A 24,978-nucleotide genomic window follows, 5' to 3' on the forward strand; every position below is an offset into this window, starting at 1 on the left:
AAATAAAGACAAATGAAATTGACTAAAGCACTTCAAATATTATTCATTTTGATACTTGGACTAATTCTGTTTTTTTGGATTGGTGACCTTCTCATGGGAATACCTGCGAAAATAAGTGATAGAGCAGTAACAGAAGGTTGGGCTGAAGATAGAACAATGTATGAAGCTGAGAAAGCTAAATCAAGATTTTGGACTTTACTTTATGTCATTCCAACAATAATTTTGTTGATAATGACAATTATGTCCATTAGACGAAAGAATGAACTTGTGTTTTATTGGACGTTTTTGATCGGTTTGACAATTTTTCAAATAATACCAGTAGCAGGCCTTCTAAGCAACAAAACAAATAATCCTCCATTTATTATTCCTGTAATTTTTACCTTCTTTTTTATTTTCATAAGTGGTCAAATATTTTCAGTAATTAGAATAGTAAAACTTACAAAAGTGAAATAACTAAAATGACAGTACAAAGTACGGGTAGTACGGTCGGCTTTTCAGATCGATATTAGCCCTTCACAATTGTCACCCCGAGAGCCTTGGCTGCTCGGGGTCTATTTATAAATTATTCCTATTTCTTGTATTTTTACTATATACAAGAGAAAGTACTGATTTAATTACTGTATTTATCCAAAAGATAGATTAATGAAGCGATGCTAGCACAACCTAAATGTAATTCACGTTTGTTTACGTTTTCAAAGACATCATTATTATTGTGATGAATATCAAAATAACGTTGGCTATCAGGTAGAAATCCAATGAGTCCAATATTTTCAAACTTTCCTCCTAAAGGTGATATGTCCACTCCTCCTCCTCCGGGAATAAATTCAGTTAATTGATAGGGAGCAAATAAATGCTTAAATTGAGTAATAAAATCAATGTCTCTTGTTTTGCTAAATTCAAAACCTCTAGGGGAGAAGCCGCCTGCATCACTTTCGATGGCAAAAATATGTTCTTCGTTGTTCTCTATTGCCTTCTCAGCATAGGTATGTCCACCTTTATTTCCATTTTCTTCATTCATAAAAAATACAACCCGTATGGTATTTTGAGGTTTATAACCTACAGTTTTTAAAATTCGTAGAGCCTCCATAGAATGAACAATTCCGGTTCCATCATCGTGTGCACCTTCTCCTACATCCCAAGAATCTAAATGTCCACCAACAGTAATTATTCGATTTGGATATTTTGAACCTGTAATTTCTCCAATTACGTTGTACGATCCAACATCAGGTAACTGTTGACAATCCATTTCCATTGCAAAAGTGAATTGTTCACCAGCTTCAATTCTTTTCTTTAAAAGAGTAGCATCATTTGTAGAGATAGCAGCTGCTGGAATTTTGGCTACATCATCCTCATATTTCATGATACCCGTGTTTGGGAAATCATTTTCGCTCAAACTCAGTGTTCGAATAATAACACCAACAGCACCTTGTTTAGCAGCCTCTATAGCTGCAAAATAACGAACGCCAAATCCCTTTCCGTATGCTTCAAAGGCAGTCGGAACATTAGCGTCCATAGCTTCAGCTAAGAATATAATTTTACCCTTATATACATCTGTATTAGTATTTTTTAATTCTTCCAATGAATTGACCATAACTAATGGAGCCTTTAAAATTCCATTTGTTCCTACTGACCCTCCTAATGCCAAGATGGTAATCTGTTGGACGTCGTTAGTATTAGAGATATAAAAGCCCCTTTCACGCGTACCTCTTTTCCAATGAGGAACCATTACTTTTTGGAGATATACTTTGTCAAAATCATATTTTTTTAAGGTTTGTTCTCCCCATTGAACAGCCATCTCAGCTCCTAAGGATCCTGAAAGGCGTTGCCCGATATTTTTAGTAAGGTTATATAAATCGTCGTAAGCTTTTCCGTTGCTTAATGCCTCCGTATAAATACTACGAATAAGAGTGCTATCTTTTTTAAAATCTTGACTAAACAGAATAATCGAAGAGATAATGAAATAGATGAGTGTTATGAATTTTAGATTATACATGATTTAACTTATTTTTTGGAAAAGTAAGAATTACAAAAAAAAATATCAATAGATTCTTTAAATTCTTATTTTTGGAGTAAAAACATATGAAGGAAAAACTTAAAATTTATGCTGATTTTGCGTTGGTTAGTCTTTTGCTAATCTCGGCTATTTTTATTATTATTTATTATCTTTTAGCAAAAACAATTATCGAACTACGTGATTTACCTCCTTCCTTTTTAATTGCTATTGTATGCTACATTGGAGCACAATTACTAAAACAGTTGTTACATAAAAAGAGACCATGGTATAATTGGTTATATTATTTAGGGCTAATTGCTATTGTAATACCTTTGCCACTCTTCTCTGCGCAAGGAGATTGGCTGTTAACTCTAGTGCGTTTTGGATCTATCTTTTTACTTCTACCACCTATGATAGAATTGTTTATTCTTTCTAGAGAAGTATCTCAACTTAAAAATAGACAGGGTTTAGAAAAAGAGGACTGAGAAAAATCAGTTCCTAATATTTAATATGAATAAAGGTTTTTTAAATTAAATTTTAATTTCTATATTCGGAACATTAATAAACTCCAAAAAACTACTGGTTTATGAGATATATCTCTATTTTAATTTACAGTCTAGTAATTTTATTCCTTTATATTGAAAAATCAAATGCTCAAGATTTGATTATTAGTTGTCCCCAGGATACTTTGGTAAGTGATGAACTTACTTGTTCATACGTACTAACAGATTTTACTGTATTAGCATCAGTTACACATATAAATAACATACAGAGTTTTACTCAGAATCCACCTGCAGGAACAGTTTTGTTACAAGGTATCCATGCGATAACGTTAACAGTTGAGGATGATATGGGAAATATTGAAACTTGTAGTTTTACCGTACAAGTTGCAGATACATTTGTTCCTAAAATTACTTGCCCAGCAGATACCATTTTTGGTTCAAACGGGGAAATTAAAAGAGTTATAGATACATTATCGAGTTGTAACCCCGTGTTTATATATGATCTTCCCATAACTTCTGATAATTGTACAATAGCTTCACTTACTCAAATTGATGGCACTGGATTGTCTTCCGCAAGCACTTTTCCTGAAGGAGTTACCAAACAAACATATCAAGTAACAGATGATTCTGGAAATTCTTCCATGTGTAGTTTTTATGTTGAGATTTTAGAGAATCCCAAGGCGAACATCTTAACACCAGATACTTCTTTGTGCGATATTCAAAATTATACCTTAGAAGCCCAAGCGTTAAATTCGGGAACTGGTTTTTGGATTGTGAAGAGTAGCGGACCTTCTGTTGTAGATATTAATAATAATATCACCTCTGTAACAGGACTTACCTATGGTGAAAATATTTTTGTTTGGTTAGTCCATTCTGAGGAGTGCGGTTCAGCTTCAGATACCGTAAGAATCTTTGTTGATAAGGCTCCATCACTTGCCCAAACACAAGCTGAATTATATGTTTGTTCAGATACTTTAATTAATGTTTCAGCAACAGTGCCTACTTATGGTATTGGTTCATGGACTTCCGCGGAAGGCAATGTGAAATTTCTAGATTATACAAAAGTGAACACAGTTGCCTATCATTTTAATGAAGGGTGGAATTCCTTGCTTTGGGTGGTTTCTAGTGGGGTGTGTCCAGCTTCAATAGATACCTTACGAATTTATAAGAAAGAGCAAGTTCATATTTTGACAAATGACACCTCTTTTTGTTTGCCTTTTCAAGGCATGGAATTATACGGCACAGACCCAAATGGTAGTGGAACAGTATTATGGTATTCTATAGATGGTAATACTGAGTTTAGTGATGAAACAACAAGTCACCCCACTCTTCAAAAAATTGGTGCAGGGGAAAATAGAATTGTGTATGGATTTAAAAATCCGGTATGTGGGACTTCAACAGATACACTCTACATTATGGCAAAAATATGTGATGAGTACAATCCGATTATACCGACTATGATAACACCCAATGGAGATGGTAAAAATGATTTGTTTGTTATTCAAGATTTGAATATATTATATCCTAAATCCAATATAACTATTGTTAATCGATGGGGCAAGTTAGTTTTTGAATCAGAAGGATATCCAGATCCTTGGAACGGAACCTATTTAAATGAGGGAAATGAACTACCTATGGGAACGTATTTTTATAAGATAAAGTTAAATAATTCTGAGAATCAAGAATTATCAGGTTCAATTAGTATTATTAGATAAGCAAAGAAAGATGAGCAGAAAAAGTATATTACTCGTTATAATGTGTCTGATTTCTCTTGCTGTTGAGGCACAGCAGATTGCACAATTCACTCAATATTATATAAACCCTTATATAATTAATCCAGCGGCTAGTGGTTTAACTAAAACAATATCTGTCGATTTAGGTTTTAGAAAACAATGGATGGGAATACAAGATTCTCCCCAAACGATTTATGGAACTATTCATTCTCAAATTGGATTTGATAAAAGAGATAAAACCTTAGATGATTTTAACCCAAATAAAGATTTTATTTACTCTTCTCCCTTAAATAGTGTTGGGGTAAATAAGCATGTTGTTGGGGCAAGTATATATAATGATCAAATTGGACCTTTTAGAGAAACAAATGTAATGGCGAGTTATGCTGTGCATATTCGTTTTGCTTTAGAGACTATGTTGAGTTTTGGAGTGAGTGCAGGGTATTCTAATTTTGGAATTTATAGTAGCAAAATTTTGTTATTACAGCAGGATGATAGTCGTTATGAAGATTTCTTAACAAAGAATGCGAATCAATCACTCTTTGATATGAATGCAGGAATAGTATTTTATGCGAAGCGTTTCCAATTAGGTATATCTAGCATGCATTTGGTGGGAAATAAAATTAAACTAGCTGATATCTCTTCTTTATCTAAATATGGACGCCACTGGTTTATTTATGGAATGTATAATATTCCATTTCAATCTTCCAAGATTTCTTTGGAACCACATTTTATGTTCCAGTTGATGAAACACGCACCATTATCTATGAACCTAGGAGCTAGAATCCATATAGATAGAAAATACTGGGTGAATTTAGGGTATAGACTTCAGGATGCTATTTCTATTGGAGCTGGATTGAATTTTGGAAATTTTGTAAGATTGGGCTATTCTTATGATATTGCTATAGGAAAAGTACAAAGAGTCTCTAATATGGTACATGAAATCACATTAGGATTTACCTTTGGAAGTAAAAGGGTAGTACAATTAGATAGTCCTATCGATGAAAATAATCAGTTGGACGAATAACAATTGAAATTTGATAAATTTACTGTAAGTTTATCTGACTTACAGTTTACTATCAATTGTTCAATGGGCACTAATGATTCACATATTCGATTAATAGAAGAGGAAGCATCTAATGCTTGTATGGATGTCTTGTACCAATTTTCTGATTATTCATTAAAAGTTAAGTCTGAAGGAGAATTATATAAGATTATAATTCGTAGCCTCCAAGAGTTCCAAACTGAATTAAAGTGTGCTATTTATACATTGGATATGCCCAACAATGTATATATAACTAGGCATGATTCAGGAGATAATAATTTTCTTACAGAAATTTCTGTTGATGATTTATTGATTAAAAAACTGGTAAATGGTGGGCAAACTATTAAAATAGATAGCACTAAGGACTTAGCCATAAATCATAAAAGAGTAGCATCAGCCGTTTTATCTCCGATAAAGCATCAACATAAAATATATGCTTTTATTTTTTGTGAATATCTAACTCCAAATTCCTTTCAACAACGGCATATCAAATTATTTGATGTGATTGCTTTGCAGGCATCTAATATTTTACTTCGTATAAATGAATTTGATAAAGTTAGAATAGACAATATTAAATACGAAGAAAGTTTAGAAAAGAAAAGTGAAGATTTAGATAAGACAATAGAAACCTTAGCGACTAAATATTCGGAATTGAAGTATCAATATGAAAAACAAACCACTTTGATACAAGAGGTTCATCATCGTGTTTCGAATAATTTACAAGTTATTTCTAGTATTTTGAGATTGTATCTAAATGAAAATTCACCCAGCCATCAAGATGCTATTAAAGAAATTTATGATAGAATACAGATTATGTCTATAGTTCATCAGAATGTCTATAAATCGATGGAAGATGAATTCAAACAGATTGGGGTGGATTCATTTATGAGAGACATCTGTAATTATTTATCAAGTATAACTGATAAGATTAGAATTCTTGCAACTACTGAAGTGGAAATAAAATACCTCCCACTCGACACGCTCGTACCCTTAGGTTTATTGATGACAGAATTTTTTTATACATTGATTGATAAAGCAATATCGAAAGATTTAAATAGCTTAGAGATATTAATTTCTATCTCAAAATCTTCAAATAGTAGCTTACATTCATTATTTATTAGTAGTTCGGTATTTTTACCTATAAATGAAAATGGAAATATTCAAGCGAAATCATCCTTAAATGAGATTTTAATAGAGGCCTTGGTAGATCAATTAGGCGGTAAATTATCTGTTTTCTCAGATCAAAAACATACATTCAGATTTGATTTTAATTTATAGATTCGTGCTAAATAAATAAAATGGCAGCGAAATTATTATTTTTGTAATCATCAAACTTTATACTTGTATATGTTTCGACCATTTTATTTTTACTTAAAACAAACCTTAAAGATTAAGCTTTGGATTTATTATCCTAGGTTTCTTAATATTAACCCACCCCGTAGGAAGTATGTTAGTACGATATTTATGTCGAATCACGCGGCTTCTTTTATGGATCCATTAATTATTGCAGATTCTCAAAATCCAATTGTGTTTTTTATGACCCGGTCAGATGTTTTTGTTCCATGGCTCAAGCCTGTGCTTTGGGGCGCAAGAATGTTACCTATATATAGAGAACAAGATGGAGAAGATACCAAAAAGAAAAATCATGAAGTATTTAAACAATGTAGTAAGATACTTCAGGGGGGAGAAAATCTTATTGTGTTTTCTGAGGGATTTACCGATGACACCTTTGTAAGAAGATTAAAACCAATAAAGAAAGGAGCCGTTCGGATAGGATTTACGGCATTAGAAGAATGTAATTGGAAAAAAAAGATTTTTATACAAGCTGTTGGAATAAATTATTCAGATCCTAATTATGTGGGAGGTGATTGTGTGGTTTCTAACGGTGAACCTGTTTGTTTAAATAACTATAAACATCAGTATGAGTCTGATCCGAATAAAATTATTTATGAGCTTACTCAACAGATGGAATTATCTATGCGAGCGCAAATAACAGATGTTAGGGATATACATCTTACTACTTTTCATGAAAGTATTATGCGAATTACCCGAAAAGGGATGAACGCGATAGATACAGATAAATCTATTCCATTATTAGACAGATGGAATTATTCGAAGAATTTAGCGCATTGGATAAATACTGAAAATATTACTGCTAATGATGAGGTTATGCAGTTGAAAGATAAAATGGAAACTTATTTTAGTTTACTTAAACAAAAAAGAATTGAAGAAACCCCACTGTACAATGTCATATCTAATCAGCGAGAAAAATTGCGGGAGCGAGCATATTTGTTTTTCTTGTTTCCCATCATGTTAATAGGGGTGCTATTCAATTATATACCATATATGATCACGAAAAATATGGTTGAAGGTGCTATGAAGCGTAGAGTGTTTTGGGGAAGTGTTAAGATGAATGTAGGACTAGTATTCACTGGAATTTATAATATTCTTTTATTTTTACTTGTCTCTTTTGTAACTCCTTTGCCTTTTTGGGGTTTATTCTGTGTTGGTTTATTTGTGATTCCAATTACTGGACTTATTGCATATCAATGGCGAAGAAGATTAAAAGAATATGTAAAGATGAATAAAATTGAACGTTCAGATATTTCAGAAATCGCAACTGAGAGAACTCATATCTTAAAAGAAATTAAAAGATTAATTCCTGTCGCTTAGTTTGTTTATTATTTTTCGGTATATCCAATGAAATAATAAACTTAGGAGAGTTCCCCAAAGGATTCCTGCTAAAATATCAGTTGGATAGTGCACTCCTAAATACATTCTACTATAACATACAATGAAGACCCAAATAAATAAGAGAGGTCCGATATGTCTTATTTTTCCTCTAAGTTGTTGAATGAACATTAGGGCAATAACCGTAGAGTTGGCTGCATGCCCCGAAATAAAGCCATATTGACCTCCCTTGTATAAATTGCTCGGAGAGATTTCATAAAAATGTAGCAAACCCTCTAAGTTTAAATTATGCGAAGGTCTATATCGCATGAAGTTATACTTAAACAAGTAAGTAGCTGTAAAGTCAGTGACTCCTACAGCAACCAATCCGATAATTGTAAACCATATAGCAGATTTTAAAGAGTACTTCTTATAAACAATAATGAATAATAACAAATAAAGAGGAAACCAAGTTGTAGTTCTGGAAATCCACCACATTAAATTATCTAAGAGAGGTGTATGTGCTCCATTAATGAGAAGTAGAATATACTGATCTATTGATTTAATCCAATCAATCATCTTGAAGTGTTTTCCAGATTAAGTCTTTGAGTTGTGTTAAATTTTTCCCTGAAACAGCAGAAATAAAGATGGGGTCTAAATCTTTTATTTGGGCTCTTATCTCATTTTCTAATTCTTCATCCAGCAAGTCTGATTTTGAAATAGCTAATATTCTTCGCTTATCTAATAATTCAGGATTATATAATCGAAGCTCATTCAATAAAATATCATATTCTTCTTGAATATCCTTGCTGTCTGCTGGGATAAGAAAGAGTAATGCAGAATTTCGTTCAATATGCCTTAAGAAACGTAATCCAATACCTTTCCCTTCGTGTGCTCCTTCTATGATTCCCGGGATATCTGCGACGATAAAAGATTTATCTCCTCTGTATTCTACCATTCCTAGGTTAGGGCGTAATGTAGTGAAAGGATAGTCACCAATTTCAGGTTTAGCAGCGGTTATAACAGATAGTAAGGTACTTTTACCTGCATTTGGAAACCCCACAAGCCCAATGTCTGCTAGAATCTTTAACTCAAGAATAGACCATCCTTCTTCACAATCTTCACCAGGCTGTGCATAGTCAGGGGCTTGATTTGTAGCGGTTTTAAAGAAAGTATTTCCCTTTCCGCCTCGTCCACCCTTTCGTAAAATGCCTTCTTGCTTATCTTCTGTAATTTCAAAAAGTATTTCATTTGTTTCAGCGTCTCTAGCAACTGTTCCAATAGGGACTTCAATGATTACATCTTTTCCTTGAGCTCCTGTCATTAGATTTTCTCCACCAGAGACTCCATCGGTTGCTTTAATGTGCTTCTTGAATTTGAGATGCAAGAGTGTCCACATTTGCTTATTTCCTCGTAAAATCACATGACCACCTCGTCCACCATCTCCCCCGTCGGGTCCGCCTTTAGGAATATATTTAGCCCTGAAAAAATGGCGAGAACCAGCTCCTCCCTTTCCTGATTTACAAAAAATCTTAACGTAATCAACGAAATTATCAGAGGCCATGGGTAATAATTTATTTCTTTAAAGAATGAATAGCTGAAACAATAGCTTTGGTAATTGCATCTATTTCTCCTTTCCCATTAATCAGATAGAGTTTATTTTGTTTCTTATAAAATTCTTTTACAGGTGCTGTCTCGGCATTATAAACATTGATTCGATTTGCAATGATTTTCGGATCTGCATCATCGCTTCTTCCTGAATCAATTGCTCTTTTGCGAAGTCTTTCTTTTAACTCTTCCTCTGGTACTTCCAAAGCAATCATGCCTGTAATAGTTGTTCCTTTTTTTGATAAGAAGTTGTCTAGTGCTTCTGCTTGAGTTGAAGTGCGAGGAAATCCATCAAAAATAAAACCCCTTGCTTCAGCATGTTTGTTTACTTCAGACTCTAATAAGTTTATCGTTACTTCGTCAGGGACTAATTGTCCTTTATCAATATATGACTTGGCTAGTTTGCCAAGTTCAGTTCCTCCTTTTATGTTTGATCTAAAAATATCTCCAGTTGAAAGATGTACTAACCCAAACTCATTAATAATGCGTTCTGATTGTGTTCCTTTTCCTGCTCCCGGAGGTCCAAATAGTACTAAATTTAACATTGTGTAATTATTCTTTTATCTTGTAAATATCCTTTAAATTTCTACCTTTTTCTTGGTAGTCTAATCCATAACCAACAATAAACTTGTTTTGTATTTCTTTACCAATATACTTTGGAGGTGTTTTCCCTTTAAAAGCGTCAGGTTTAAATAATAATGTTGCTACTTCAAAAGATTGTGGTTGATGTTCTTTCATCATTGTATGTAATTTCTCCAATGTTAAGCCAGTGTCAACAATATCTTCTAAAATAATAACATGCTTCCCTTCCAATTCGGTGCTTAACCCAATCAATTTAGTCACTTTGCCGGAACTTGATGTGCCTTGGTAAGACTGAACTTTTATAAAAGTAACTTCACAAGAAACAGAAATATGTTTAATTAAGTCACTGGCAAACATGAAGACACCATTCAGAACTCCTACGAAAACAATTTCTTTATTTTCATAATCAGTATTGATTTTAGAAGCAACATTTTTTACTGCTTCTTGAATTTCCTCATGAGTTAAAAATAGTTCAAAACTTCTGTCTGCAACTTCCACAACAACAATTTTATTGGTAACAAAGATAATATTAATATATAAGTAATTTGTGTTTAGTATCTTTTTTTAAAAATATTGCATTTCCTAAAAAGGACATTATCTTCGCATTTATTAATCTTTAATGCAGATAAAATGTGGTATGGTGATTTTTTAAGATTGGGTGTTTTAGGAGGTGGGCAATTAGGTAGAATGCTCATTCAATCTGCCATTAGTTACGATGTTCATGTTTATGTTATGGATATCTCTAAATCCTACCCATGTGGCAAAATTGCTTATGAATTTACAGAGGGCAATATACAAGATTACAATGAGGTAATCCAGTTTGGGAAAGATATGGATGTCCTCACAGTAGAAATTGAGCATGTAAATGTAGAAGCCCTTGAAGAATTAGAAAAACGTGGTGTAAGAGTATATCCACAACCAAGAGTTTTACGAATGATTCAGGACAAGGGATTGCAAAAACGTTTTTATCAAGAAAATAATATTCCAACAGCTCCTTTTCACTTAGTGGATAATAGAGATGAACTTATAACTAAGTTTAGCAATCAATATCCTTTTGTGCAAAAAGCTAGAAAAGGAGGATACGATGGGAAGGGAGTCTATACAATAAACACAGAAAAGGATTTAGCGGAGGCTTTTGATGCGCCCTCTGTGATTGAAGAAAAGATTCCATTTAAGAAAGAACTATCTGTTTTAGTAGCTAGAAATTCTGAGGGGGAGATGGCAGCTTTTCCTGTTGTAGAATGTGAATTTAACCCATCTCTCAATTTAGTGGAATTTCTTTTTACTCCAGCTGATATCACTCCAGCAGTTGAAGAAAAGGCAAAAGAAATAGCAAAGGATGTGATTACCAAATTAGATATGGTGGGTTTATTAGCTGTTGAATTTTTCCTAACTCAAGAGGATGAATTATTAGTAAATGAAGTTGCTCCAAGACCGCATAATAGCGGACACCATACAATAGAATGTTCTAATATTTCTCAATTTGAACAACACTTAAGATCCATTCTTAACCTACCCTTAGGTAATACTGATACCGTTATTCCGGGTGTGATGGTTAATCTACTGGGAGGGGAAGAGGGAAGTGGAAAAGCGCTTTATCAGGGTATTGAAGATGTCATGAAGATAAAAGGTGTTTACGTACATTCATACGGAAAACCAGAAACGAAACCTCATAGGAAAATGGGACATGTAACTATTACGGATACATCCATTGAGAAGGCTAAAGAAAAAGCTAGAATAGTTCAAAATAAATTAAATATTGTACCTTTTATTGATAAAAGGTAATTAGATGTCATTTAATTTTCTTAGTTTTATAAATTGAACATTGTTTCAACATGAGGCTAACTAAGATTCTACCGATTCTCATATTATTGGTATTCCCTTTTTTGCTGTATTCTCAGGTGTATTCACTAAAGAATTATAGACAAAAGGATGGACTTAATTTGTCTTCATTTTTAGCAGTAGAGGAATCTCCAGATGGCTATATTTGGTTCGGTTCGGATGGGGCTGGTTTAATACGGTATGATGGGAATAATTTTGATTATCTTTCCTCTATCCAAGGAAGAAGTAACCGACATGTTCAACAAATTTTATTTCAAGGAGATAAAATTCTATTTTCTACTATCTATAGTGGGATTTATGAATACAACTATGGTGTAATCAGAGAATTGGGATATATCAATGGTTTGGAAAAAGGGAAAGCTACTTTCCCATTTCATAAAAATGCTGTAGTAATTTTTGTAAATGGTATCAAACTCTATCAAGGGGATAAAATTATTGATGAAAAAAATTTTTATACCTACGAAGAAGATTTAAAAATTTATGGCAATTTTAAATTAAATGAAAATCAATGTATTTTCACTTCTAAAGGAAATTATTTTGTCACTCCTGAGAAAATTCAAAATTTAAATGAATGGCTGCTGACTGATGAAGGTACTACAAAGGACTTAATTCTTGCAACTAAGAAGGGAGATAGTCTCATTATGTTTGATAAATTTCTTAAGCAAGAATTAACAATTTTAATTGAAGAAAATAGACCCAAATTTTTTATTAATCAGAAATTAGAAAAATCCATATTAGAAGAAGGAGAATATGTGGTTTCATGGTCTAAAAAAGGAAGTGAAATTTATTTTGTAACCAATTATGGGGATATACTAAAGTGGACTTCAAAGACTAGCGAGTTCCAAACTATTTTCGTATCAAAGAAAAACGGCATAAATACACCAACAGATATTTTAGTTGATAAAAATGGAGATATATGGGTAACAAGTCATACAAGTGGTATTTATCGTGTGTCTATAGAACCTTTTTCTACCATAGGGAGAGGTGCTCCATTTGAAACGAAAGGAATCTCATTTGTGGGAAGGACAAATGATGGAAGATATATTGTTAATACACTTGATAATGAAGTTTATATTGGAACCGATGAGAGTGACGAATATAAGTTAATAAAGGATGTTGTAATTTCTTCAATGACGTATTACAAAGAAAGAGCACTTGTATCCACAAATAAGGGTATTTATGAATTAAAAGATGATGAATTTATACCTTTTGCTCCTTTGAATGAATTCCATAATCGGTCAATCAATCTAGTATTTTATGGATATGACAATATCTGGATAGGTGTTTCTGGTAAAGGATTAGTAAGGAAAAATTTAGAAACTAATGATAGCCGCTATTTTAGTACCTCGTCAAATTATTTTTATAATGCTCTATATAATCAGGATTCTTCAGCTTTATTCTTTGGGTCAAACAATGGTGTTTTTAAATATTATAAAGAAGGCGATATCTTATCTAAATTGGTAAAGAAGGTTGATGGTATTGAGATGGGATACTATGTAGGTAATTCCACCAAAGATTCATACGGTAATCTTTGGTTTAGTTTTGATAATGGCTTGATGGGTATTCTCCCTTCTGGTAAACAAATAGCTATCACAGAAGAAAAATTCCTTCCCTCTCTATTGATTTATACGCTGAATTCAGATAGATTTGGAAATCTTTATGTAGGAAGTAATGTCGGTGTTACTATTATTAAAATTGATAAGAATGGAATACCTCAATCAAGTATCACGTATGATAAAAGCAATGGCTTTTATGGGTATGAGACTAACATGCGGTCTTCATTTGATTTACCTAATGGGCAAATATTATTAGGTACAGTTGAAGGTGCCTTTATTGTAAAACCTAGGCAATTAATAAAAATCCAAACTCCAAATAGACCTTCAATATTTTCAGTTACGGATAAAGGGGTTGAAAAATTAAAAAGTTCTCTTCATTCTGTTTCGTTAACTACAGTGAATAATAATATTCATATTCAATTTAAAAGTATAAATTCCAAATCTAGCTTTGTTTTATATAGCCATCGTTTGAAAGGGAAATATAATGAATGGACAAATTGGTCTAAGAACAAAGGTGTAACCTTTAATAATTTAGAACCTGGTGAATATATCTTTGAGGTAAGAGCATCAATTGATGGTGAAAAGATTAGTGAAATTAGTTCAGTTGCCATAAGAATTCAAGTCCCTTTTTATAAAAATAAGTGGTTTATAATTGTATTTATTTCTTTGGTAGTTATTATCTATCTTGTAATTATTGATAGAAACAAGAAGTATGACAAGAAAAATATTATTCTTTCTAGGGATATAGGAGTTGCCCGAGTAATGGGTATAGGAATGGTGCTATTTGGTAGTATTGTAAATACTTTTATACATATAATTGCATCGCGAATAGATGTGGAAATTGAAAATCATGATATCAGTGCAATTATTCTAGGAGCAGTCGTTCTTGTTCTATGTCTTATCGTGATTTTCTTTAAAGGGGCCTATAAAGATGCAAAAATATACTTAGGTATAGGGTATGTGCTTTTATTAGTATATAATTTTCTATTTGTTTTTCTTTCAAATATTCATGTATTCTATGTTATAAATACATTAATATTTATTTCTATGGCTTCATATGCATTCAAGAAAATTAGATCTATCATTTTTTTGAGTTTAGTTATTGTTGCTGTATCTTTTTTGATGATATTCTTTGTAAGTGATACTTATTATAATCAATATCTATTTTTAATAGGAATCGTTTTGTCGGCTGTGTTGATGATCTTAATAATGTATTTACGGAATAGTTCGTTGGAACAGTTGATTTTTACTTCAGGTGTTATCAATAATGGAAATGCATTAGTGGTGGCTTTTGATGTCAATGGTGTAATTACATATGCAAGTGAAAACATCGAATCATTGCTAGGTACGAAAAAAGATTTAAAGGGGACTCCTATTTCTTATCTTAATAAGTTTTACCCAACAAAAGATTATGATAGTGATCGATTTCCAAATGTAAACTTGTCAACTTCCTTTAACGATGGTGGTATCTTTGTTACGCCTTTGCTAACTAAAAAAGATGAGATAGTTTATTACCAATGGTCATGTAAGGAATTTTCAGAACATGTTAGAGTTATTTTAGGGCAGGATGTGACGGAGAAAATCAAATTAGAAAATTATTATGAACTTATTGTTAGAAATGCAGAAGATTTAATTTTCCAAACAGATACAGAAGGAAATTTTACATTCTTAAATGAGAGAGGAACTGAGATTTTGGAAAAACCAATAACAGATTTGTTAGGAACTCCAATTTTTAATTTAGTTGAAGATTCTTATAAAGAAAAGGTTATTAATTTCTTTAAAGACTGCCAAAATCTTGAAATGAAGAATAGTTATATCGAATTCTTGATTTCCCCTTCAAAAAAGAAAAAGAAAAAGTGGCTCGGGTTAAAATTAACAACTATGCGTAAACCAGGAGTAGAAAATGAAATCACTGGATTCTTGGGATTAGCAAGAGATGTTACAGAAGCATTAAATTACAAAGGAATTATTGAAGAGCAGAATAAAGATATTACAGACTCCATTAACTATGCACGTAGAATACAGTTTAATATGCTTCCACGTACTTCTGATTTTGATAAATTATTTGAGGAATTCTTTATTTTATATCGACCTAGGGATATTGTCTCTGGAGATTTCGTTTGGTTGCGAAAAATTGAAGGAAAGACAGTGCTGATTGTCGGAGATTGTACAGGGCACGGTGTACCTGGGGCATTTATGACTTCTTTAGGAATTAATATTTTAAATCAGATTATTTTAGAGGCTGGAGTGCTCAACCCAGGTGATATATTAAATAGATTGGATAGGCATCTAATAGATGTACTTCCAAGAGATGGTAGAAACGTGATTCGTGATGGAATGGAGGTGGTTGTATGTGTGTTCGATGACAAATCTGATTTGCTGGAGTATGCTACTGCAGGTGGACGTTTTGTTATAGTGAATAGTGAGACAAGGCAAGTTAACGTCATTAGAGGGCAAGCCAAGCACATTGGAGATGAAATAGAGAATGAAGATTTCCAATATACAACCAAGATGATATCGATCACAGAGGATCATATTATTTATCTTTTCTCTGATGGCTATATAGATCAGTTTGGAGGAGATAATAATAAAAAGTTGACCTTTAAAAAATTCTTAGGTTTATTAGAAGCAATCTCTCCTCAATACTTAAAGGAACAAAATAGTATGATGCAAGAACATCTTTCAGAATGGATTGGATCAAATCAACAAACAGATGATATTACTGTAATAGGTGTCAAAAGAAAGAAAAAACATATTGATTTGGATATGTAAGAATTAAGTATTACATTCAATAAAATTTTTAAAACCACCTCTATCATGCAAGAAAAATATTTGCATTATCTATGGCGTATGAAACGCCTTCCTTTGCATCAATTTAAATTAATTAATTATCCGAAATCATCTGTTTATATTGAAAATATTGGATGGTATAATCAAGAATCTGGGCCTGATTTTTTTAATGGGTCGGTAATATTAGATAATATTAGATGGCAGGGAAATATTGAAATGCACATTAAATCTTCTGATTGGTATGTACATAAACATCATTTAGACAAGGCTTATCAAAATGTAATTCTTCATGTGGTGTATGAGTATGATAAACCCGTCTATATTGAAGGAAAAGAAATCCCTACTATTGAATTAAAACCATATATAGAAAAAGAACACCTGAATCGCTACATAAAAATGATAAATCATGAAAATCATTTTCATATTCCATGTTATAGAAATATTAAATCACATATCATCTCTTTGCACCAACAAATTGAGATAGCTTTTTTCAATAGAATAGAACGAAAGGGAATAGAATTAGTTGAGAAGATAGACGATAGGGATTTTTATTCCTTGTTTTATCATGCCATATTAAAATCAGTTGGGGGAAAAACAAATGTACTAGCATTAGAACAATTAGGGAATATGCTACCTTATTCTATACTCTTAAGGGAATCTTGGAATCCTGTGCATGTTGAGTCATTGTTGTTTGGTTGTTCAGGCTTGCTTTCTATATCTTGTGATGATGAATACTTTCTTCATTTATGTAAAAATTGGCAACTTTTAAAACGGAAATATAATTTGTCAGAAATGAATAGAGAGTCATGGAAATTTGGCGGAACTCGCCCTAACAGTTTTCCCACTATGCTGTTAGCTCAACTAAGTATATTTCTTATTCAGTTTAAACTGGAGAATATATATAAATTAGATTCGCAAGCACTGTTGACTAGAATAGAAAGTATATCTTCAAATTCTATGAATGTGTATTGGCAGAATCATTACCTATTTGGTGTAGAAACTAACTGTAAAAAGAATCAATTCTCACCGTTATTTAAACAAAACTTGTTAATTAATGGAGTAATTCCTCTATTGGTTGCTTTAAAATATATGCATAACGATTTCTCATATATGGAGAAGGCAATTGATTTAGCTGAAAATATCCCTCCAGAAAATAATAATATTATCAATTATTGGAAAAGTTTAAATATATTTCCCAAAAATGTACTAGAAAGTCAAGGTTTATTAGAATTAAAGAATGAATTTTGTAATTTTAAGAAATGTTTATCCTGTAAAGTTGGAGCAGCTATATTAGAATATGAAAATAAAGAAATTGATACAAAAAATAGTATTTTTCTTTGAGATGCGTTCGTTTGGAGTAAGTGAATGGTGGGCTAAAAAGCTGGGTATTCAAACTAAACGTGTTCGCTTATTCTTTATTTATAGCTCCTTTATTACGCTTGGATCTCCGATAATTATATATTTGTTTATGAGTCTCATTTTAGAATACAAGCACATTTTTAAATTCTCCAAAAGAAGAAAATCGATATGGGAATTGTAAATGCAGATAAACTTAGGATCCTTATCACAGGTAGTAATGGACTATTAGGACAACATATAGTTCGCTATTGTTTAAATAATGGATTGGAATTTTTAGCAACATCCTCAAAGGATAATAAGATATCATATTGTCCAAGTTCTGCATTTCAAGTATTAGATATTTCTTCTAAAACTAAAGTTGAGCAAATTATTGAGTCTTATCAGCCGACTCATATCGTTAATGCAGCGGCTATGACAAATGTAGATTTGTGCGAAACAGAAAAAGATGCTTGCTATCGAATAAATAAAGATGGAGTTGAGAATATTATAGATACAATTAAGAATTCTTCTATTCATCTCATACATATATCAACAGATTTTATCTTTGATGGAAAGAAACGTCTTTATCAGGAAGGAGATCGAGCAAATCCATTGGGAGAATATGGGAAATCAAAATGGGAAGCAGAAACTTTATTGTTACAGTCTCAAATAAAAAGGTTAACTATTCTAAGAACATCTATTTTATATGGAGTAGGCGAACATTTGGAGAAAAAAAATATCTTCAATTGGGCAATGGATCAATTAAGAGGTGGAAATACCATCAATATTGTCAATGATCAATATAGAACTCCAACATTTGTTGAAGATTTAGTCCAAGCTTGCTTTAAATCTATCAAGAAGAAAAAATATGGGACATATCATGTAGCTGGACCAGAATTATACTCCATGTATGAATTAATTTGTATTGTTGCTAAATATGTAGGGGTAGCTCCTGAAAGAGTAAAACCTATTTCAACAGAGGATTTAAACCAAAAGGCACCCAGACCTCAATCTTCAGGGTTATTAATTGAGAAGGCAAAAGAACTATTAAATTATCAACCTACAAGATTTGTTGAAACATTATCTAAGATTGACCCCACCAAATAAAGAGGTGTTTTATTATCAAAAAATATAATGAAAGAGAAGGATTGGGATAAAGATTGGTTGTATTTTACAAAAAGAGCTAGAAGAGGAGTTTTTGTATTATTGACCCTTTTTATCATTATAGCAATATTCCCTAGATTCTATGACAATTATTTTTATAAACCTATTGCATACAAGGTGGGAGATATAGTTACAGAAAATCCTTCTAAAGAGATAGTTGAGAAGAACCATAAACAATACGTTATCCCAGAAAAGCCTTTTAACCCAAATACTATAGATAAAGAAGGATGGGTGAGAATTGGATTGAGTGAAAAACAAGCACAAATGATAATAAACTATTTAAAATCAGGAGCTATACTAAAGACGAAATCTGATGTTAAAAAGTTATATCCAATTACAGATGAATTATATAACCTGTTAGAGCCTATGATTGATTTACCCACAACACGCCATAAAGAAGAATTTGCTCAATATGAAAATAATACAGAATCTAAAAAAGAATCACCAATTTCTATAAAGAATAATCTTTTAATACCTATCTCCATAAATACAGCAACTGAAGAGGAATTATTACAAGTTAAAGGGATAGGGCCTTTCTTTGCTAGAGAAATTATAAAATTAAGAGATGCTTATGGAGGTTTAATTTCTTTAAATCAGCTGCTAACAATCTATAAGATGGATAAAGAGAGATTAGATTTGATTTCACCTATGTTGATTGTAAATGAATCAGAAATAAAGAAGATTAATATAAATTCAGCTAGCTTAGAACGCCTTAAAAGACATCCATTGATTACAATTGATATGGCAAAATCTCTTGTGTATTACAGAGAACACGAACATCCTTTTAAGACAGTTGATGAAATAATGCTCACTCCGTATATTGATAAAAAGGTTTATTTAGAGATAAAACCGTATCTAACTGTAGATTAACTTGGAATCATAATATTGTACATTTAAAATAAAAAATGATTATATTTGCCCGTCAAAAAAATATAGCACACTAATAAATAAAAAAGTATAGGTAATGAATTTTGATTTAAATGAGAATCAGTTGATGATTCAACAAATGGTTCGTGATTTTGCAGAGAAAGAAATTAAACCAAATTTTATGGATTGGGATGAAAAAGAATATTTCCCAGTTGAAACCATGAAGAAATTAGGAGAATTAGGTTTGCTAGGAATCTATATCCCTGAAGAATATGGAGGAAGCGGATTTTCTTATTTCGAGTATGTTACTGCATTAATAGAATTAGGGAAGGTTTGTGGAGGATTGGGATTATCAGTGGCAGCGCATAATTCTTTATGTACCGGACACATTTATTATCATGGTTCAGAAGCACAAAAGAAAAAATATTTACCAAAATTAGCTTCAGGAGAATTTATTGGAGCGTGGGGTTTAACAGAGCCTAATACAGGTTCTGATGCCATGAGGATGAAAACTACCGCAGTGAAAGAAGGGAATGAATGGGTAATCAATGGAGCTAAAAATTGGATTACACATGGCTTATCTGGCGATGTTGCTGTTGTTTTAGTAAGAACAGGAGAGTTATTAGATAGCCATGGAATTACAGCATTCATTATAGAGAAAGGAACGCCAGGATTCTCTGCTGTAAAGATTAAAGGAAAATTAGGAGTAAGAGCAAGTGAAACGGCTGAGTTGATTTTTGATAATGTACGTGTTCCAGAAGAAAATGTGATAGGAGAGGTAGGGAAAGGATTTATTCAGGCTATGCAAATTTTGGATGGCGGTAGAATTTCTATTGCTGCTTTAAGTTGTGGTGTAGCTAGAGGTGCTTATGAGGCTTCTGTTAAATATGCTAAAGAGCGTGAACAATTTGGAAAACCAATTGGAACATTCCAAGGAATTGGATTTAAGTTAGCTGACATGGCCACTCAAGTAAAAGCAGCTGAATTATTAACTCTTAACGCAGCGGCACTAAAAAATAAGAAAGAAAGAATGACTCAAGAAGGAGCCTTTGCTAAATATTTTGCTAGTGAAACAGCTGTAATGTGTGGGAATGAAGCAGTCCAAATCATGGGAGGATATGGATATACAAGGGAATATCCTGCAGAGAAATTCCTACGAGATGCCAAGTTGATGACAATAGGGGAAGGAACATCCGAAATCCAAAAATTAGTTATTTCTAGAGAATTATTGAAATAAAATTTGTTTTAATAATTCATTTTATTACATTTGCCTCCCCATAATATTAAAAGAAAACGAAATTAAATTTAGAATATGTTAGTAATACCTGTAAAAGAAGGAGAAAATATCGAAAGAGCTCTTAAAAAATATAAGAGAAAATTTGAAAAAACTGGAGTGATGAGAGAAATTAGAAGCAGAAAGGAATTTATTAAGCCTTCTATCATTGGACGTCAACAAAGAATTAAAGCTGCATATAAGCAGAGAATGCAATCTTTGGATATTTAATACTATTCTTTTAAAAGATACGTTAAGGAGTCTATAAGACTCCTTTTTTCATTTCTGATGGTTGAAGAATTTTTCATTTATTTAGAAACAGAGAAGCGATTCTCACAGCACACAATTACTGCTTATGATAATGATATCAGATCATTTCTCACGCACTGTGATATAAGTTCTATTTCACAGCTAAATGAAATAAGCTACCAACATATCCGCTCTTGGATTGTAGAATTGGTAAACTCAAATCATTCTAAAAAGAGTATTAACCGAAAGTTGTCTAGTTTGCGTACATTTTTTAAGTGGGCCCAAAAAAATGACATAGTTGATTCAAATCCTTGCGTACGAATAAAAGGCTTAAAACAAGAAAAACGTATTCCAGAATTCATAAAGGAAGAGGAATTAGATACTACTAAAATGGAAATGGTTTTTCCAGAAAATTTCTCAGGGCTCAGGGATCGGTTAATGATTGAGGTTTTGTATCAAACAGGAATACGTTTAACTGAGTTAATTAACTTAAAAAAGAATGATGTATCGAGTGAAAATATTAAAGTGCTAGGAAAACGCAATAAAGAACGCTATATCCCAATCACAAATGAATTATATAGCGCGATTGAGTCTTATTTGAATATGAAGGATTATTTGGAATGTTATTCTGATTACCTTTTTCTAACAGATAAAGGTAGAAAACTATATCCTAAATTTGTGTATAGAAAAGTGCATCATTATCTTTCGTTGTTAACACACTTAAAAAAGCGAAGCCCACATATCTTACGTCATACATTTGCTACACACATGCTAAATAATGGCTCGGGATTGGAAACCTTGAAAGAATTATTAGGACATTCTAATTTGAGTGCAACCCAGATTTATACACATAACTCATTTGATCAGATATCTACTATATATAAACAAGCGCATCCTCGAGGAAATAAAAAAAGCGAATAATCCTATAAACTATTGATTTACAACACAAACAGCTTGTATGGTTATTGTTTACAATTTAAAAAAGTAAAAAAAAAATATTTTTTTTGAAAAAATGCTTGCTGGAAATTATTTATTTACTACATTTGCAACCCCGAACTGATTATTGAATTAAAGAATCAGGGAAGGAAAGTTCTTTTAAAAGTTGAAATACCAATCAAAAAAATAAAGCGCCGATGTAGCTCAGTTGGCTAGAGCAGCTGATTTGTAATCAGCAGGTCGGGGGTTCGAATCCCTCTATCGGCTCAAATAAATGATGGGGATGTCGCATAGTGGCTATTGCAGCAGACTGTAAATCTGTCACCTTAAGGTATCGGTGGTTCGAGTCCATCCATCCCCACAAAAAAAAGATTATAAGCGGGAGTAGCTCAGTTGGTAGAGCGTCAGCCTTCCAAGCTGAGGGTCGCGAGTTCGAATCTCGTCTCCCGCTCAATTTTAAAAGCCTTTGCCGGTGTAGCTCAGTGGTAGAGCGCTTCCTTGGTAAGGAAGAGGTCACGAGTTCAACTCTCGTCATTGGCTCGAGAAAAAAGAATATAAAATACTCAGTTTCAATAACATGAGTAGTTTTTTTATATAAATAGGTAAATAAATTAGTATATTAACAAGTAACAAATAGAAAATGGCTAAGGAAACATTTAACCGTTCCAAACCGCACTTAAACATTGGAACGCTAGGTCACGTTGACCACGGAAAAACTACATTAACTGCTGCAATTGCTGCTGTATTAGCATCTAAAGGATTGGCAGAAGCTCGTAGTTTTGACTCTATTGATAACGCTCCAGAGGAAAAAGAGCGTGGTATTACAATTAACACATCTCACATTGAGTATCAAACTGCTAGTCGTCACTATGCGCACGTTGACTGTCCAGGACACGCCGACTACGTAAAGAACATGATTACAGGTGCTGCTCAAATGGACGGTGCTATCTTAGTAGTTGCATCTACAGATGGACCTATGCCACAAACTCGTGAGCACATTCTATTAGGACGTCAGGTTGGTGTTCCAAGAATTGTTGTTTTCATGAATAAAGTTGACTTAGTAGATGATGCTGAGTTATTAGAATTAGTAGAAATCGAAATCCGTGATTTATTATCATTCTATGATTATGATGGAGATAATTCTCCAGTAATTCAAGGTTCAGCTCTTGGTGCTCTTAATGGAGATCCAAAATGGGTAGAAAAAGTTATGGAATTAATGGATGCAGTTGATAACTGGATTGAATTACCAACACGTGATATAGATAAACCATTCTTGATGCCAGTAGAGGACGTATTCTCTATTACTGGTCGTGGTACTGTTGCTACAGGACGTATTGAAACTGGTGTTATTAACTCAGGTGAAGAGGTTGAAATCCTAGGTATGGGTGCTGAAAAATTAAAATCAGTAGTTACTGGGGTTGAGATGTTCCGTAAAATTTTGGATAGAGGTGAGGCTGGAGATAACGTAGGACTATTACTAAGAGGTATTGATAAAAATGATATCCGTAGAGGTATGGTTATTTCTAAACCAGGCGCTACAACTCCACATAAAAAATTCAAAGCTGAAATTTATGTTTTGAAAAAAGAAGAAGGAGGACGTCATACACCATTCCACCAGAAATATCGTCCACAGTTCTACTTTAGAACTACTGACGTAACAGGAGAAATCACTCTTGAAGCTGGACGTGATATGGTTATGCCTGGTGATAACGTTTCTATTACGGTTGAATTAATCGTTCCTATTGCAATGAACAAAGGTCTTCGTTTTGCAATGCGTGAAGGAGGTAGAACTGTAGGAGCTGGTCAGGTAACTGAAATTATTGAATAAGAAATATTTCAATTAAAAAAAGGGAAGCTCGCTTCCCTTTTTTATCCTACGGGTGTAGCTCAGTTGGTAGAGTACTGGTCTCCAAAACCATTGGTCGTGGGTTCGAATCCTACCACCCGTGCAGAAAAGAAAAAGAATGAAAGAGATTGTTAATTATTTTCAAGATACTTACCACGAGTTAATGCATAAGGTAACTTGGCCAACGTGGGATGAGTTGCAAAACAATACAGTACTAGTTGTTATTGGTTCTGTAATTTTTGCTCTTATTGTTTTTGTTATGGATTTTGTATTCGGAGTGAACCCTTCATCTTATTTTTGGAAGGGAGTACTTGGAATGATTTATCCTAATTAATCGGTATAACTGACTGAACAGTGGAAGAGATTAAAAAAAGATGGTACGTTGTACGTGCAATTAGCGGAAAAGAAAATTGGGTTAAAGAAAACCTTGAATTAGAAGTTGGTCGCCAAAAACTTGGGGATTACTTTGGACAAATACTTATTCCAACAGAAAAAGTTTTTCAAATCCGTAATGGGAAAAAATATTCTAAGGAAAAACCTTATCTTCCTGGATATGTTTTGGTTGAGGCAGCTTTGGTTGGAGAAGTTTCTCACGTTATTAAGGGTTTGCCAAATGTTATTGGTTTCCTTGGTGCTGAAAAAGGTGGAGATCCTCTTCCTATGAGAAAAGCAGAAGTAAATCGTATCTTAGGAAAAGTGGATGAAATGTCCGAGTCTGAGAACGAGATGAAAATTCCTTTTGTTGTTGGCGAATCCGTAAAGGTTGTTGATGGACCATTCAATAACTTTAACGGTATTATTGAAGAAATTAACGAAGAAAAGAAAAAATTGAAAGTCATGGTTAAGATATTCGGTCGAAAAAATTTGGTCGAATTGAGTTACATGCAAGTAGATAAAGAAAGTTAACTTTGTATTTTTAACCAGTAGGAGTAACCAAAATTATTGATTTAAGCTTCCCAATTTTCTAGGTTACGTTTGTACTACTT

At 32.8% G+C, this 24,978-nt stretch carries 22 protein-coding genes and 5 tRNA genes; 22 read left to right on the forward strand and 5 right to left on the reverse strand.

Annotated features, from left to right (window positions below; translation table 11 throughout):
• The first annotated feature begins 12 nt into the window (after positions 1–12).
• A complete protein-coding gene (locus M9897_13265; GenBank protein MCO5269856.1) occupies positions 13–453 on the forward strand; it encodes a hypothetical protein in 441 nt (146 codons plus the stop codon).
• 157 nt (positions 454–610) lie between these two features.
• On the opposite strand, the gene M9897_13270 is transcribed toward M9897_13265, so the two are convergent.
• Entirely contained in the window at positions 611–1,993 is a 1,383-nt protein-coding gene (locus tag M9897_13270) for a M20/M25/M40 family metallo-hydrolase (GenBank protein ID MCO5269857.1), read from the reverse strand.
• An 86-nt stretch (positions 1,994–2,079) separates the two neighbouring features.
• Here M9897_13270 and M9897_13275 point away from each other — a divergent pair, with 86 nt between their 5' ends.
• From M9897_13275 to M9897_13295, 5 genes are all read left to right on the forward strand, one after another.
• Positions 2,080–2,478, forward strand: a complete 399-nt coding sequence (locus tag M9897_13275; protein ID MCO5269858.1) for a hypothetical protein — start codon at positions 2,080–2,082, stop codon at positions 2,476–2,478.
• 101 nt (positions 2,479–2,579) lie between these two features.
• The gene (locus M9897_13280; protein MCO5269859.1) at positions 2,580–4,211 is read left to right on the forward strand and encodes a gliding motility-associated C-terminal domain-containing protein; all 1,632 of its coding nucleotides are present in this window, start codon (positions 2,580–2,582) and stop codon (positions 4,209–4,211) included.
• Between the two features lie 40 nt (positions 4,212–4,251).
• On the forward strand, positions 4,252–5,253 hold the full coding sequence (locus M9897_13285) for a type IX secretion system membrane protein PorP/SprF (GenBank protein MCO5269860.1): 1,002 nt from the start codon (positions 4,252–4,254) through the stop codon (positions 5,251–5,253).
• Positions 5,254–5,256: 3 nt separating this feature from the next.
• Positions 5,257–6,549, forward strand: a complete 1,293-nt coding sequence (locus M9897_13290; protein ID MCO5269861.1) for a hypothetical protein — start codon at positions 5,257–5,259, stop codon at positions 6,547–6,549.
• A gap of 186 nt (positions 6,550–6,735) precedes the next feature.
• On the forward strand, positions 6,736–7,944 hold the full coding sequence (locus M9897_13295; protein MCO5269862.1) for a 1-acyl-sn-glycerol-3-phosphate acyltransferase: 1,209 nt from the start codon (positions 6,736–6,738) through the stop codon (positions 7,942–7,944).
• Here the strand turns inward: M9897_13295 and M9897_13300 are convergent.
• Genes M9897_13300 through hpt form a run of 4 tightly spaced genes read right to left on the reverse strand, consistent with a single transcriptional unit; the run spans position 7,927 to position 10,629 of the window.
• Positions 7,927–8,520 carry a phosphatase PAP2 family protein gene (locus M9897_13300; protein ID MCO5269863.1) on the reverse strand — a complete coding sequence of 198 codons (594 nt, stop codon included), beginning with the start codon at positions 8,518–8,520 and terminating at the stop codon, positions 7,927–7,929. The two genes, M9897_13295 and M9897_13300, sit on opposite strands and share 18 nt — an antisense overlap.
• Positions 8,513–9,505, reverse strand: a complete 993-nt coding sequence (gene obgE, locus M9897_13305; protein ID MCO5269864.1) for a GTPase ObgE — start codon at positions 9,503–9,505, stop codon at positions 8,513–8,515. Before obgE ends, M9897_13300 begins: the two co-directional genes overlap by 8 nt.
• 10 nt (positions 9,506–9,515) lie before the next feature.
• Positions 9,516–10,094, reverse strand: a complete 579-nt coding sequence (locus M9897_13310) for an adenylate kinase (protein MCO5269865.1) — start codon at positions 10,092–10,094, stop codon at positions 9,516–9,518.
• Between the two features lie 7 nt (positions 10,095–10,101).
• Positions 10,102–10,629, reverse strand: a complete 528-nt coding sequence (hpt, locus tag M9897_13315) for a hypoxanthine phosphoribosyltransferase (protein MCO5269866.1) — start codon at positions 10,627–10,629, stop codon at positions 10,102–10,104.
• Positions 10,630–10,761: 132 nt separating this feature from the next.
• Between hpt and M9897_13320 the strand changes: the two genes are divergently transcribed.
• From M9897_13320 to nusG, 16 genes are all read left to right on the forward strand, one after another.
• The gene (locus M9897_13320) at positions 10,762–11,916 is read left to right on the forward strand and encodes a 5-(carboxyamino)imidazole ribonucleotide synthase (GenBank protein MCO5269867.1); all 1,155 of its coding nucleotides are present in this window, start codon (positions 10,762–10,764) and stop codon (positions 11,914–11,916) included.
• Between the two features lie 50 nt (positions 11,917–11,966).
• A complete protein-coding gene (locus tag M9897_13325) occupies positions 11,967–16,301 on the forward strand; it encodes a SpoIIE family protein phosphatase (GenBank protein MCO5269868.1) in 4,335 nt (1,444 codons plus the stop codon).
• 45 nt (positions 16,302–16,346) lie between these two features.
• Complete coding sequence (locus M9897_13330) at positions 16,347–17,660, forward strand: DUF2851 family protein (protein MCO5269869.1); 1,314 nt, start codon at positions 16,347–16,349, stop codon at positions 17,658–17,660.
• Between the two features lie 186 nt (positions 17,661–17,846).
• Positions 17,847–18,764 carry an SDR family oxidoreductase gene (locus M9897_13335; protein MCO5269870.1) on the forward strand — a complete coding sequence of 306 codons (918 nt, stop codon included), beginning with the start codon at positions 17,847–17,849 and terminating at the stop codon, positions 18,762–18,764.
• Between the two features lie 27 nt (positions 18,765–18,791).
• Complete coding sequence (locus M9897_13340) at positions 18,792–19,691, forward strand: helix-hairpin-helix domain-containing protein (protein ID MCO5269871.1); 900 nt, start codon at positions 18,792–18,794, stop codon at positions 19,689–19,691.
• A 94-nt stretch (positions 19,692–19,785) separates the two neighbouring features.
• The gene (locus tag M9897_13345) at positions 19,786–20,925 is read left to right on the forward strand and encodes an acyl-CoA dehydrogenase family protein (protein MCO5269872.1); all 1,140 of its coding nucleotides are present in this window, start codon (positions 19,786–19,788) and stop codon (positions 20,923–20,925) included.
• A gap of 75 nt (positions 20,926–21,000) precedes the next feature.
• Positions 21,001–21,192, forward strand: a complete 192-nt coding sequence (gene rpsU, locus M9897_13350) for a 30S ribosomal protein S21 (GenBank protein MCO5269873.1) — start codon at positions 21,001–21,003, stop codon at positions 21,190–21,192.
• 57 nt (positions 21,193–21,249) lie between these two features.
• Positions 21,250–22,131: a tyrosine-type recombinase/integrase gene (locus tag M9897_13355; protein ID MCO5269874.1), complete on the forward strand. Its 882-nt coding sequence runs from the start codon at positions 21,250–21,252 to the stop codon at positions 22,129–22,131.
• 208 nt (positions 22,132–22,339) lie between these two features.
• Positions 22,340–22,413, forward strand: a tRNA-Thr gene (locus M9897_13360).
• A 12-nt stretch (positions 22,414–22,425) separates the two neighbouring features.
• A tRNA-Tyr gene (locus M9897_13365) sits at positions 22,426–22,507 on the forward strand.
• A 17-nt stretch (positions 22,508–22,524) separates the two neighbouring features.
• Positions 22,525–22,597: transfer RNA gene (locus M9897_13370), tRNA-Gly, on the forward strand.
• A 17-nt stretch (positions 22,598–22,614) separates the two neighbouring features.
• Positions 22,615–22,686, forward strand: a tRNA-Thr gene (locus M9897_13375).
• Positions 22,687–22,786: 100 nt separating this feature from the next.
• Positions 22,787–23,974 (forward strand): elongation factor Tu, encoded by a 1,188-nt coding sequence (tuf, locus tag M9897_13380; protein ID MCO5269875.1) that lies wholly within the window; start codon positions 22,787–22,789, stop codon positions 23,972–23,974.
• A 48-nt stretch (positions 23,975–24,022) separates the two neighbouring features.
• Positions 24,023–24,095: transfer RNA gene (locus M9897_13385), tRNA-Trp, on the forward strand.
• 15 nt (positions 24,096–24,110) lie between these two features.
• Complete coding sequence (secE, locus tag M9897_13390; protein MCO5269876.1) at positions 24,111–24,326, forward strand: preprotein translocase subunit SecE; 216 nt, start codon at positions 24,111–24,113, stop codon at positions 24,324–24,326.
• A gap of 20 nt (positions 24,327–24,346) precedes the next feature.
• Complete coding sequence (gene nusG / locus M9897_13395) at positions 24,347–24,898, forward strand: transcription termination/antitermination protein NusG (GenBank protein ID MCO5269877.1); 552 nt, start codon at positions 24,347–24,349, stop codon at positions 24,896–24,898.
• Positions 24,899–24,978: the final 80 nt, after the last annotated feature.

Origin of the sequence: Brumimicrobium sp. (genome assembly GCA_023957385.1) — a bacterium.
GTDB lineage: Bacteria > Bacteroidota > Bacteroidia > Flavobacteriales_D > Crocinitomicaceae > Brumimicrobium.